Genomic DNA, 12,664 nt, shown 5'->3' on the forward strand with positions numbered 1-12,664 from the left:
ATATACCCCCTGGGGTGTGTGATGCTCGGATCATATGCGGGGTGCGTGCGCGTTGCAACTCGTTTCCCCGGTCGCAAACGTGATCGACAAGTCGTCGGAGAAATTGGTGAGCGTGAGTCCGTTGGTCGCCGTCGTGGCCGCGCGACAGACCGTGAAGAGACCGACGAAGTCGTCGGGGCTATCCGTGTCGCCGATCAAATCGAGTCCATGGCGTTGCAAGAAGAGTGCGTTTCCATCGCCTTCAAACAGCAGCACGCCGACACACGCGGCGTTGGTGTCGATGTCCCAATCCCAGATCCCGAAGTTCCGATACGCCATCGACTGCACTGGTGCCAACGTCGCGGTGTCGAGCCATTCGCACTGGTCGTAACCGGCATCGTTTTTCGTCCAATACGCGCCGGGCAGCGTGGAGTGATATTGTTGCGGCGGGGCTTCATCCGCCTTTCCGATCCGGTCGAGACGGCCGTCCGCGAGATGCAGCAGATATTGCATTGCGCGATAGGCCTGTTGTTGTTGCGGCGCACACGGTGCCTTCGCACAGCGCATCAGCGCGTTCGCGGCGCGAGCCACCATGCCGGGCGGGTCTGTCGCGAGCGGAGCCGGGAGCACGCCGAGCAACGTCGCGTACGCGGTTTGCGCCGCAGCCGTCAGCGGAAAGACCGCGTAATGAAAATTTGCATACGCGCCGCCGGTGCCTAAGCTTCCTTCGGTGATGTCGCCTTGCGGCAGACCATGCCGGCCGTCGCTGTATCCGATTAGCAAGGCGTCGTCTTCCCAATCGAAGCGAGTCGTGACGTTCTCGATTCGCAGCACGTTGTGGCCATCAAATTGGTGCGGCGCAATCCCCCAGGCACGGGCCGGGGGATTGTTGTGCGTGTCCCACTGGCCGTCGTACCAATCGGCCGCAGGAGTGGCCGATGTGGTGGCCGGATCGAAATTCGCCAGTGTGACGCCGCGCTGCGAGGCCATCCGCGGACAGAGCTGCGGGAGGGGCTGTTGTTGCGCCGCCGCACAATCAAGGTTCGGAGGGGTCAATTCCGCGCCGACGCCAGTGCCGCCGATCACTCCGGCGCTGGCCAAGAGGACCTGAAGCGTGTCCGTGGCGCTGAGATCGAGACAACGGTGCTGCTGCAATAGCGGCGACCATCGATTGGCCGGGGGCTGCGCTGGGGGACTGGTCGAATGTGCGAGCGTTTGCACCACGCGGAAGAGCGTGGGTTGCGGAATCGTCGTGAGGAGGAGTTGAAGGGGGTTGAATTCCACCGCGTGCAGCGGCGTGCTCGGCACGGCACTGCCGGCGAGGATACTGCAGACGGTCACTGTTTGCCAAAAGCGCATGTACTAGTACAAGTCTACGCTGTTAGCCGGCCGCAGCTCAATGACCATTTTGTGGGAATGCCGAAACCAAAAAAATGCCCGGTGATTGCGATCACCGGGCGTGCTTCAGCGAGCGTCGGGCTTTGCCCGCGCGAGCGAATGGTGGAGGCGGGGAGATTTGCACTCCCGTCCGAAAGGTCGTTGAAGCCCCCTCTACGCGCGTGGCCTCCGTTTGAATCTCGCGATGCACGGCCCGGAGACAGGTCGTTGATACATCGCCAGCCGCTGGGCTATTCTCATCGCGTGCACCAGTAGCACCTGCACGCGACCAGCCTCCTAGTGGCGTTCCGTATCCGTAGGAGACATCAGGAAGGGAACGTTAGCGGAATTTAGGCCGCTAAGGCGTACTCAACGTTATCGTTGGCACGTATGGTTTTGCCATCGGTTTAACGACTTGATGACAGGTCGGCGCGCCAGGACCTCGCGGAATCCCTCCGTCGAGCCTATTCGCCCCCAGTTGTGAAAGAACGAAGAACCCCATGCTAGCGGGGCGTAGCGGGTTTGTCTAGGGCGGGATTTGACATTTCCACCCCTCCCTCCCAAATCGCTCCCAGTGGGGACAGGTACCTTCAAACAGGCGCCAAATCTATATTTGAAGGTACCTGTCCCCATTCAAATGAAGATAGCGATGCGTTCTGCGGTTTAGCGGGAACGCTGCAGTGTCCCGCGCGGCACATATCCCGAGAGCCCAAACGACTCCGTGCCCCCTCTGTGCCAAAGGGAAAAATGTGATAGGGGACGTGGATGTCCGGATTTTTTTGGATCCTACTCGCCTCTTGCCTCTGGGCCACTGCGGCGACGGTGGCCAAGGTGAGTTTTCACGAATCGGTCTCGCCGCTGTTGCTCACAGCAGTGCGGTCGCTGCTCGCGGCCGTGGTTTTCGGGATGTGGAATGTGATTCGTGCGGTTTCATTGCGGTTAACTCCGACGCAACTGCGCTTGGTGATCGCGCAAGGCGTGGCCATTTCAGTCATGAGCGTTGCGTATTATGAAGCGATCCGCACCACGAATGTCGCAATCGCGGTGATGTTGGAATACACGGCCCCGCTCTGGGTGGCGCTGTATCAGTGGATCCGCGGTCGAGAGCGGCTGCGCCTGGCGCTCGTGGGACTTTTGTCGCTCGCGATGGCGAGCGGCGTCTTGCTGGTCGGAGGTTCTCGTCGCGCCGTTTGGCAAGTGAATCTCTACGGTGCGGCAATGGGGATCGTGAGTGCGTGGGCATTTGCGGCGTATGTGCTGCTTGGCGCCGCAGGGCATCGGCTGCAGCTCAGCAGTCGAGTTATGCTCGGATACGCATTTGCGATCTCGGCCTTCGGGTGGGCGGTATTGTTCAGTAGCGGCGTGATCACTGTGCCTCCCGTCCATGCGTGGCCTGCACTCCCCTGGGGTCTGCTCGTTTTTATCGGGTTGGGAGGCACCGTGCTCCCCTTTTGGTGTCAGCTCCAGGGCCTGCGGACTTTTCCCCCGATGCACGCGACCCTGCTCGGAATGGTCGAACCGCTGATTGCGGCCTTGTTGGCGTATGGGATGTTCGGCGAATCCTTCGCATGGCCGCAACTCATCGGCATGGTGGGCGTCGGCACGTCCGTCGTGCTGCTGCAACGCGATCGGCTGCGCGCCTGCGCCGGAGACGCCGAAGCCGCCACCGATGCCGTGCAAGTGCTGCAGTGAGGGAACAATTACTTCAACGCGCGCCGCATCAAGCGATCCGTTTCGCGTTTCTTGATCGACTCGCGTTTATCGAATTCCGCTTTGCCCTTGGCCAGCGCGAGTTCGCATTTCACGATGCCGCGCGCGTTAAAATAGAGACGCAGCGGAACGAGCGTCAGGCCGCGTTCTTTAATTTTGGCGCCGAGGCGTTCGATCTCGTGGGCATGGAGCAGGAGTTTGCGACTGCGCGTCGGCTCGTGATTGTTGTAGCTGGCGGCTTCATATGGATTGATGTGGCAATTCAACAGCCAAAGCGCGCCGTTGTGGATCACGGCATAGGCGTCGACCAAATTGGCGCGCCCGAGTCGCAACGATTTCACTTCACTGCCGGTGAGCACCAACCCCGCTTCGAACCGGTCCGATAAATGGAACCGAAAACTCGCCTTGCGATTGGTGATGGTGGGGGTCATAAATAATAGTGCGTAAGCACTTAAACCAACCCCCCACTAATAATCAATTTGCTGGCCTGTTCGACGCTCAGCTCGGTCGGCGTGGTGGCCGCTTCCGGCACCAACAGGAGAAAGCCCGAAGTGGGGTTCGGCGTAGTTGGCACGAACACCCGCACATAGCGCACGGTCTGGCCGTGAGCGTCGGTGTTGACCGTCTCGCCGGTGACGAATCCATAGGCGCGGGAATGTTCGCTGAAGCACGGGACAATGACGACGCGACTGAAATGCTGGCCCGGCGATCCGACCACGAGTTGCATCAGCCGTTTCACTCCTTGATAAATCCCGCGCGCGATCGGGATGCGCTGCACGATCGCCTCGCCGAGTGCGATGAATGAACGGGCCAAGTAGAGGCGTGTGACCAGCCCTACCGACCAGATGATCAAGAGGGTTAACAGAAATCCGAGCCCGGGGATTTGCAGGCCCAACAGCGCGGTCGGCTGAAAATAATGCGGGATGAGTCCCAAGAACAGCCCTTCGCCCCATTGCACGAAGATGCGCAAGATCCAGATGGTCGAGACCAGCGGAAACAGGACCAACAGTCCGGCCAGGAACGTGGTGCGAAAGTGGGCGCGCAGCCGTTTAAGCATGGGGAAGTTCGATTCCAGCCACGAAGCGATGACGAATTTGCGGCGGCGTGGTGAAGCGGACCAACGCCTCTTCCAATCCGCGATCCCGTTCGCGTGGCGGGAGGTCCAGCACGAGATAATCCGCCGCCTTCCCGGCCGTCAGGCTGCCGATGGTGTCGCTGCAGCGCAGCGCATGGGCTCCGCCCAGTGTGGCCATGTGGAGGACGTCTGTCGCGCCGATGCCGCCACTTTGTAATGCGGCGCGCATTTCGGCCCAGAGGTCGCCGTCGGTCGGCGTGAACAGTGCCTCCGTGCCGAGCGCGACCGGCACGCCGTGCTCCCGCAATTTGCCATACGGGAATTCGCCTAAGCCGAATTGGCGCACGGCTTGCGGGCAATACACAACCGCACAGCCGTTGCGTTGTAAGATCGGCAGGTCGTCTGCGGCGAGCTGGACGCCTCCGACAATCGTGGGATGTGCCGCCAGAAATCCGATCTCTTCCAAGTAGCGGATCGGCGTCTTGTGGAACGGCGGCGGTAACGGTTGGCCGGTCGCGGGGCCCCAACCGAACAGGGGGAAGAGTTCCGTGCCGATCGGGCCGCTCGAGTTGAAGAAAAATTCCATTTCTTCGAACGATTCCGCGGCGTGAATTTGAAGTGGCAGTTGGGCCCCGGCGACGTGTTGGCTGACGATATGGAGCACTTGGCGTGACAATAAATACGGGGCCAGCGGTGCGAGTCCGAACCGGATCCGATCGCTGTGGCCGGCGTATTTTTCCAACAGTGCGAGCGCGCTTTCGAACCGGTCTTGCGTGACTTCCGCCGCGCGGCTGGCGAAAATTTCCGGGAAGACGACGGCGCGCAAGCCGGTCCCCGCGAACAGCGGAACGGCGGCGTCGAACGTGGTCAGTGCGCCGACGCAGGTGACACCATAGTGTTGCAGGCGTTCGGCGCAATAGCGGATCGATTCTTTGCTGTGATCGAGCCGATTCTCGAAACGAAACGTGAGCGCGGCCTGCTGCCACTGCAAATGCGGCGATGGCGCGCCGCCTTCCTGATTCCCTTCCGCCGCAGGATGCGGGGGATAAAACTGGGCCATGTCGACATGCAGATGCGCGTTCACCAGTCCCGGCAAGATTACGTGTTCGGGGTAATCGATGCGTGTTGCGGCAGGATGCTCCGCGGCCAATGCGGCGGCGGTGCCAACAGCAAGGATCTTCCCGTTGTTGATGATCATTGCTCCATTAGACATGGCCGGTTGGTCGATCGGGAGGAGTTGCGCCGCAGTGACTAATTGCATGGCCGGCACTCTAACAGAGGGGGGTTGGAACGGCAACAGCCACATTATCAATCAATCGTGTCGTGCCGATATGGGCGGCGATGCAGGCGCGGGCGGGGCGGTCGAGATGTGTCAGCGCAGCCAGCGACGTGGCGTCGACGATCTCCAGATAATCGATGTGTTGAATACCGGCGCTCGCCAGCAGCTCGCGGCCTGCAGCGACGAGCCGGGCCGCATCGCGGGTTTGTGCAGCCAGCACGACGATCTGCTGTAATGCCTGTGGAATGGCCGTTGCCTGGCGGCGTTCCTCCGGCGAGAGATAGCGGTTGCGGGAACTCATCGCCAAGCCGTCGGGCTCGCGAATGATCGGCATCGGGATGATCGTGACCGGCAGCCATAGATCGCGGACCATTTGGTTGATGACTTGGAGTTGTTGATAGTCTTTCTCGCCGAATAGCGCACAGTCCGGGGCGACGAGCTGCAAGAGTTTGTAGACGACAGTCGCGACGCCGCGAAAATGGCCGGGGCGAAATGTTCCGCAGAGCGGACGGCTGAGTTCCGTGACCTCGACGACCGTCTGATCGCCGGGCGGATAGATTGCGTCGGCCGTCGGGACGAAGACGGCGTCGCAGCCGCAGTCCCGGCACACGCCCAAGTCAGCGTTGAGCGGACGCGGATACTTGGAAAAATCCTCCTGCGGACCGAATTGGGTTGGATTGGCGAAGATGCTGGCAACGAGCCGTGCCGCGCGTTCGCGTCCGCCCCGCAGCAAGCTGGCGTGGCCGTCATGCAATGCGCCCATCGTCGGGACCAACGCGATCGTTTCCCCGGCCGCGCGCCATGCAGCCGATTGGGTCCGCATCTGTTGTGGAGTGTGGAGAATGAGCATAGGGGCGCAATTGCTTCCCCTCTCCCATTTGGGGAGAGGGCTAGGGTGAGGGGGAGTTCAACATGGGCATACTAGGGCTTCCTCCCCCGCATCCTAACCTTCTCCCCAATGGGGAGAAGGGATTGATTGGCCTCCCTATGAAACCCGTGCGCCGCGGTGGGGAACGCGCTCGTTTTCACTTCGGTGCAATAGGTCTGCACGGCCGTTGTGACTGTGGCGCCGAGATCGGCGTAGCGTTTTACGAACTTCGGTGCAAAATCGGGATTGAGCCCTAGTAAATCGTGGAGGACCAAGACTTGGCCGTCGCAATCGGGGCCGGAGCTGATGCCGATCGTCGGCACCGGGACGCGTTGCGTGATCTGCGCCGCGGTTTCGATCGCGACGCCTTCCAGCAACAGTCCGTAAGCCCCTGCGGCGACAAACGCTTCGGCCTCGCGCAGTAGCTGGTCAGCAGTGTCGGGATTTTTCCCTTGGATTTTGTAGCCGCCCATTTGGTGCACGCGCTGCGGCTTCAAGCCGATATGCGCCATGACCGGAATGCCGGCTGCGGTCATTCGCGCGACGGTGTCGACCAGTTCCATCCCGCCCTCGAGTTTCACCGATTCGGCGCCGCCCTCTTTCACCAAGCGTCCGGCGCTGAGCATAGCCTGTTCTGCTGAGGCCTGATAACTCATGAACGGCATATCGGCCACCACGTGTGCAAGGGGGCGAGTGCGCGTGACCGCTTTCGTGTGATACAGTACGTCATCGAGCGTGACGGGAATCGTCGTGTCGTGGCCTTGGACGACCATGCCGAGTGAGTCGCCGATCAGCAGCATCTCCACATCAGTCCGGGCGAGCAGTCGCGCGAACGTGGCATCGTAGCACGTGATCATGGCGATCCGTTCGCCGCGCGCCTTCATGGCGGCCAGGCGCGGGATGGTGATCTTTTGGCGTTCAGCGTCCGACATAGTGGTAATGAGCGGTTCCTTGTGCGTGTTCGAGGATCGCGGTGCGTAAGTTTTCCCAATCCGACGGATGCTTCACGATATCGACGTCGCTGACATTCACGACCAGTAACGGCGTCGCCGCGTAGGCGAAGTAGAAACGGTTATAGGCCTCCGCCAGCTCTTCGAGATAGTCTTCGGTGATCGGTTTTTCTGCCGCGAGTTTGCGCTGCCGTATGCGTTGCAACATCACGTCGGTCGAGGCTTGCAGATAGACGACCAAGTCCGGCTTCGGCAGTCGCGGATCGAGCAATTGGAATACGGTATCGTAAAGCGCCATTTCGTCGTCGGTGAGATTGAGTTGGGCGAAGATCCGGTCTTTCGCAAACGTGTAGTCGGAGACGGTGACGGCGTGAAAGAGGTCTTGTTGCGCCAGCCCGACTTGCTGCTGATAGCGCTTCAACATGAAGAAGAGTTGCGTAGTAAACGCATTGCCGCGGCGATCTTTATAGAAGTCGGTTAGGAACGGGTTTTGCGCTAACGGTTCGAGGATCGTCCGTCCGCCCAAGTCTTTCGCCAACATCGTGGCGATGGTCGTTTTCCCCGTCCCGATCGGCCCGTCGATCGCGATATAGCGCCGTGTGGTGGTCAGTGACATGCCGTCGGCTATAGCAGGGCCGTTGTGGCCTGGCAAGCCGGCCGTCAGCCGTGCTCCCCAGCGCGGGGAGCATCATCAGGCAGTGTGCGTGTGAACAGCGCATCGACTTGTTCTCGGTTGACCACATCGCCCAGGCCTGCGCGTTCGAACAACTCGACCACACGCGAGATCTCTCCCAGTACGGTGGTGTAACTCCAATCTCGATTACCTCTGGCCCCATAGAGCAGGGCGCGCAGGCCTGCTTCGGCGGCGAATCCATGATAGCCCTCGTCGCCAAGCATCAGGTTCGACAGCTCGTCGCGGAGCGCGGCATAGGCCAGTCGGAGTGTGAAAAAAAGTGCGTCCTGCGGAGCTCCATCGGTCAGGCAGTTGATCTCCACTTCACCAACGCCGAGATATTCGTCGGCCAACCGCACCATGAAGAGATCCGCAGCCGTGGGGCGATCAGCCGTGAAGAGGACGCTAGTGCCGAGGAAATAGCGAGCGCCGGCCTCGGTGAGCGGGAAGACGTCGTCGCAGATGACTGCCCGACCTTCGATCTGCAGTGTGGCACTATATCGGAGACGATCTGCGTATGGGCAAAGAGCGGTCTCTACGGGTAACGTGCCGCTCAGGCTAAGGCGCTCCATGTCCGGGTCGGGTGAGATTCTGGCAAGGGTCAACGTTGTCCCTCCTGACACCATGGAGTCGGGGAGCTGAAAGTCCACCTGTGCTGGGAAGGGGCGTGTCAGGGCCTCGATGCGACCTCTGCCCGGGGGTGGTTCCGTAATGTTCGTCACGGCGACCTGGCAAAAGTGACGGGCACGCGCATCGTTAAAGCTGAGCCCCGCCACGGGATTGGCCGAATCTGTGCGATCCAAGCCAACCAGGAGCCCGGAACGTGTGGCTGCAAAGACGTGGACCTTCGGCTTCGTGCCCTGCTGCCCTCGCACAAATACCGTGGGGCGCTTCATCGCCGCGCGGGCAGTGTTCAGTAATCGACTCGTTGTCATTTCCATAAGATTCCTCCTGTGCCCTTGATATCGGCCGCCCGTCAAGAAAGTTGCGGATTATTTTTTGAGAGCTTTATTGAAGGGATCGCGCCTCAAACGATAACCAGCCGCAGCAGTTCCTCGATTGTCAGGGTCTCCACGCGGCGGGTGGGGTCGATGCCGGCGGCGAGCAGGCGGTTGGCAGCGAGTGAGTGGCGGAGCATCTTGCGGCGTTTGGTAAACAGCGTGCGCACGAGGTCGCGCAGTGCGGCTGGGTCGGGGATTGCGTAGGGTGGGGGAATCGGGAATGCCAAGCGCACGGCGGTGGAGACCACTTTTGGTGCCGGTCGAAACGAGTGCGGCTGGATGTCGAAGAGGCGCTGCGCCGTGGCAGTGCTTTGCACGGCGATGCTGAGTGGTCCCCACGCCTTGGTATTCGGCGTCGCGGTCAAGCGGTGCGCGACTTCGCGTTGCACGGTGACAATGGCCGTGGCGATCTGGTCGCGGTGAGCGCAGAGCCACAGCAAGATCGGCGCGGAGATGTTGTACGGAATATTGCCGATCAATTGGTAACGCATGCCGGCGGGCAGTGGTGGCGGGTCGAACGTGACGATGTCGTGATGGAGCAGCGTCACGTTGCCGGTATTGCGGAATTGCTCTTCCAGCGTCGCGATCATGCGACGATCGAGTTCCACGGCGATGACTTGAGCATCGGACGCGGCGAGGCGTCCGGTGAGGGCGCCCGGGCCGGGACCGATTTCGATGATCGTGTCGGTCGGTTGCGGATCGAGTGCGGCGATCAGCTTGTCCAGCACCCCCTGATTGATCAGGAAATTTTGTCCGAAGCGACGCTGCGGTCGTGGCGTTGCATTCATGCCGCGCCCACATGTCCCAATTCTTCCGTAGCGGCGGCGTTGAGATCGAGTCCGCTCCGCTCGCCGCGTTGCAGATGTTGCATCCCGGCCCACGCGATCATCACGGCGTTGTCGGTGCAGAAGCGGACTGGCGGAATGAAGACTTGTAATTGATGCTCATGCACCACGGTTTCGAGCCGCGCCCGCAAGGCGCGATTGGCGGCCACTCCGCCGGAGACGACGATTTGCCGACAGCCGGTGGTCTCCGCTGCGGCGACGAGGCGCCGCACTAGTTCTTCCACCACTCGATGTTGAAACCCGGCCGCTATGTCGGCCACAGCGGGTGGTGACGAACGTTGTAACAATTGCGCGACGGCGGTCTTGAGGCCGCTGAAACTGAAATCATGTACCGCGATTTCGAACGGCGATCCGCGTACTTTTAAATTGGGCCGCGCAAAACGGGCGGCCTTCGCATTGCCCGTTGCCGCGAGTCGGTCGATTTGCGGGCCGCCGGGAAATCCGAGGCCGAGTAATTTGGCGACCTTGTCGTAGGCCTCGCCGGCGGCGTCGTCGCGCGTGGCCCCCAACAATTCGTATTGGCCGAGGGCGCGGGCATGATACAGACTGGTGTGACCGCCGGAGACGACCAGGCCGACGAACGGGAATACGAGTTCCGGCGCAAATAGTTGGGCTGCGAGTAAATGGCCTTCCAAGTGGTTCACGCCGATCAGCGGTTTGTCGAGCGCAAAGGCCAACGCCTTGGCAAAGCTGAGTCCGACCAACAGGCAACCGATCAGGCCCGGTGCGCGGGTGACGGCAATCGCGTCGAGGTTGCGCCATTCAATGCCGGCAGTGGTGCGCGCGGATTCGGCCAGCTGCGGCAAGACTTCAATATGCCGCCGCGACGCCAATTCCGGCACAATCCCGCCAAAGCGCGTGTGGATGTCGTCTTGCGACGCGATGCAATCGGCCAAAATCGTGCGATCACGGAGTACGGCGACGGCCGTTTCGTCGCAGGAGGTCTCAATCCCGAGGACCATCATACGTGCGCTCGTCCGTTCGTCCTACGTGCGTTCGTGTACACGTGTTATCGAGGGCCCCGTTCGGCGGTGGCGGCCGTGGGTTCGAGGAGGCGCAGCCGCGTGGTGGCCTGTCGGGCCTCTTTGGAATTCGGCGCTTGAGCCACGACTTTGCGATACGCCCCCGCTGCTTGTGGTTTCATACCGAGTTCGGCGAACGCGAGTCCTTGCTTGAACAGCGCCGCGCCGATTTTTTCGCTGCCGGGATAGCGATCGACGAGTGCTTGAAATTCTTTGGCGGCGTCTTGGAAATTTTTCTGCGCAAAGAGGCATTCGCCGATCCAGTATTGGGCCTGCGCGGCCATCCCGCTTTGGGGCGCGGCGCGGAGATATTGACGGAACGACGCCAGCGCCGTGTCGTAGTCGCGCTCTTGTACGGCGTTGAGGCCTTGTTGATAGGTCGTTGCTGCGGTGTCGGGGCGTGCAGCGACTGTTTCTGTTTCGCCCGTATCAGATGGGGTGACTTCCGCCGACCGCTTTTCGACCGAACGCAGCCGGCCGTCGAATTCGTCGATATATTTCTTCAGTTGATCGAACAAGAGCTGCTGCTGTTGCGAAATGGCGTCGACGCTGCCTTGAAATCCGTTCCAGTCGGCGCGCATCTGTTCGACGGCCATCATTTTTTGTGCGATCTCGGCGCCTTGTTGCCGAAATGCGGCTTGCAAGTCGCGCAGTTCCTGCTCCAACTGAGTGATTTTTTGTTCGAGTTTGTAGGTGTCTTTGTCTCCGGCACCGGCCATGGATGTAACCAAACCAATGGCGAGCACTGCCACCGCGAGTACGTTTTTCATACCGAATATCCTCCTTCGGAGCGCGATGCTCCCGCCTTGGTCGCATCGCGATCATCGCTACCGCGGGCCACGACTCCGCTAACGCTCCGCCGCCCTTACTCCTTCGCAAATGAAAACCCCGGGGAAGATAGCCCCCCCGGGGTTCGCAATCAAGCGTTCTTTGTCCGCAACCGCTTAGCGGGCCACGAATTCTGCGCGACGGTTCTTCCACCAGCAACCTTCGTTGTGATCCGTGCAGCTGGGGCGTTCTTCACCGTAGCTGATCGTGGAGACGCGATCCCCGCTGACGCCGAGGTGTTGCAGATAGGCCTTGGCCGACTTCGCCCGGCGATCACCCAATGCGATGTTGTATTCCGTGCTGCCGCGTTCGTCGCAGTGGCCTTCCACCGTGACCTTCGACTTGGTGTTCTTTTGTAGCCAGGCCGCATTGCCCTTCATCGCAGCTTGGTATTCCGACTTCACCGCGTATTGATCGAGGTCGAAATGAATGCGTTGCAATTTGCCACTGACCCGTTGTGAACAGCCGGCCGCAAACACGACGGCGCCGAGTGCCAATGCTGCCAGCAATTTCTGACTCGTGTTCCTCTTCATACCTGCCTCCTCCTTGTGGAAAATGGGTTGATAGTCTGCGCTCACTTGTTGGGAACCCCCAAACGTGGCGGCAAGCTAGGGAAATAGAGATTGAAAGTCAAGAATTTTCATGAGATGCCGCCCCTCTATGCGTTGGATTATCGTGGACCCATCGCCGCTCGCGCGCAATTTATATCGGTTGCTGGTGCTACAAGCTGCGCCGGATGCGCTCGTGCAGATGGTGGCGAGTCCGAAAGATCTTGGCGACATCGCCGGTGACATGTCCGCCACGCAACTCATCATTGGGAGTGGGGCGTTAGTGGGATTGGAAGAACGCTACCGCGCGTTGTTGACCGACGCCGCGCCGTGGTCGACATTTCCGAAACTGATCTTAATCGGATTTGCGCATCAACGGTTGCCGGAGTCTACGTGGGATCTGCCGTGCGCGATCAGTGTGCCGCGTCCGTTTCGTCCCGAGGCGTTTATTGAATTGATCGCGCATGGGTTGGTGTCCAGTGCGCCGAAACGGGCACGACGCGGTTAAT

The 12,664-nt window shown here is 60.6% G+C and carries 14 protein-coding genes and 1 other RNA gene; 2 read left to right on the forward strand and 13 right to left on the reverse strand.

What is annotated here, in order from left to right:
• Window positions 1-30: 30 nt before the first annotated feature.
• Entirely contained in the window at window positions 31-1,338 is a 1,308-nt protein-coding gene (locus tag HY696_10855; protein ID MBI4238894.1) for a hypothetical protein, read from the reverse strand.
• 139 nt (window positions 1,339-1,477) lie between these two features.
• Window positions 1,478-1,832, reverse strand: a transfer-messenger RNA (tmRNA) gene (gene ssrA, locus HY696_10860).
• Between the two features lie 289 nt (window positions 1,833-2,121).
• On the opposite strand from ssrA, the gene HY696_10865 reads away from it, so the two are divergent.
• Window positions 2,122-3,048 carry an EamA family transporter gene (locus tag HY696_10865; protein MBI4238895.1) on the forward strand — a complete coding sequence of 309 codons (927 nt, stop codon included), beginning with the start codon at window positions 2,122-2,124 and terminating at the stop codon, window positions 3,046-3,048.
• A gap of 8 nt (window positions 3,049-3,056) precedes the next feature.
• On the opposite strand, the gene smpB is transcribed toward HY696_10865, so the two are convergent.
• The 11 genes from smpB to pal form a co-directional block, all read right to left on the reverse strand.
• Window positions 3,057-3,497, reverse strand: coding sequence for an SsrA-binding protein SmpB (gene smpB / locus HY696_10870; protein MBI4238896.1), 441 nt, complete (start codon window positions 3,495-3,497; stop codon window positions 3,057-3,059).
• 20 nt (window positions 3,498-3,517) lie between these two features.
• Window positions 3,518-4,123, reverse strand: a complete 606-nt coding sequence (locus HY696_10875) for a DUF502 domain-containing protein (protein ID MBI4238897.1) — start codon at window positions 4,121-4,123, stop codon at window positions 3,518-3,520.
• Window positions 4,116-5,402, reverse strand: a complete 1,287-nt coding sequence (locus tag HY696_10880) for an amidohydrolase family protein (protein ID MBI4238898.1) — start codon at window positions 5,400-5,402, stop codon at window positions 4,116-4,118. Before HY696_10880 ends, HY696_10875 begins: the two co-directional genes overlap by 8 nt.
• 10 nt (window positions 5,403-5,412) lie before the next feature.
• On the reverse strand, window positions 5,413-6,270 hold the full coding sequence (locus HY696_10885; GenBank protein ID MBI4238899.1) for a pantoate--beta-alanine ligase: 858 nt from the start codon (window positions 6,268-6,270) through the stop codon (window positions 5,413-5,415).
• Between the two features lie 71 nt (window positions 6,271-6,341).
• On the reverse strand, window positions 6,342-7,220 hold the full coding sequence (panB, locus tag HY696_10890; GenBank protein ID MBI4238900.1) for a 3-methyl-2-oxobutanoate hydroxymethyltransferase: 879 nt from the start codon (window positions 7,218-7,220) through the stop codon (window positions 6,342-6,344).
• Window positions 7,207-7,854, reverse strand: coding sequence for a deoxynucleoside kinase (locus HY696_10895; GenBank protein ID MBI4238901.1), 648 nt, complete (start codon window positions 7,852-7,854; stop codon window positions 7,207-7,209). The genes panB and HY696_10895 overlap by 14 nt, the downstream gene beginning before the upstream one ends.
• A 44-nt stretch (window positions 7,855-7,898) precedes the next feature.
• Window positions 7,899-8,483, reverse strand: coding sequence for a hypothetical protein (locus HY696_10900; protein MBI4238902.1), 585 nt, complete (start codon window positions 8,481-8,483; stop codon window positions 7,899-7,901).
• Between the two features lie 455 nt (window positions 8,484-8,938).
• A complete protein-coding gene (rsmA, locus tag HY696_10905; protein MBI4238903.1) occupies window positions 8,939-9,700 on the reverse strand; it encodes a ribosomal RNA small subunit methyltransferase A in 762 nt (253 codons plus the stop codon).
• Window positions 9,697-10,722, reverse strand: coding sequence for a tRNA (adenosine(37)-N6)-threonylcarbamoyltransferase complex transferase subunit TsaD (tsaD, locus tag HY696_10910; protein MBI4238904.1), 1,026 nt, complete (start codon window positions 10,720-10,722; stop codon window positions 9,697-9,699). Before tsaD ends, rsmA begins: the two co-directional genes overlap by 4 nt.
• A gap of 44 nt (window positions 10,723-10,766) precedes the next feature.
• Complete coding sequence (ybgF, locus tag HY696_10915; GenBank protein MBI4238905.1) at window positions 10,767-11,549, reverse strand: tol-pal system protein YbgF; 783 nt, start codon at window positions 11,547-11,549, stop codon at window positions 10,767-10,769.
• Between the two features lie 174 nt (window positions 11,550-11,723).
• A complete protein-coding gene (pal, locus tag HY696_10920) occupies window positions 11,724-12,140 on the reverse strand; it encodes a peptidoglycan-associated lipoprotein Pal (GenBank protein MBI4238906.1) in 417 nt (138 codons plus the stop codon).
• Between the two features lie 127 nt (window positions 12,141-12,267).
• Between pal and HY696_10925 the strand changes: the two genes are divergently transcribed.
• Window positions 12,268-12,663, forward strand: a complete 396-nt coding sequence (locus tag HY696_10925; protein ID MBI4238907.1) for a hypothetical protein — start codon at window positions 12,268-12,270, stop codon at window positions 12,661-12,663.
• The last annotated feature ends 1 nt before the right edge of the window (window position 12,664 follow it).

The organism is Deltaproteobacteria bacterium, assembly GCA_016210045.1.
Taxonomy (GTDB): Bacteria; UBA10199; UBA10199.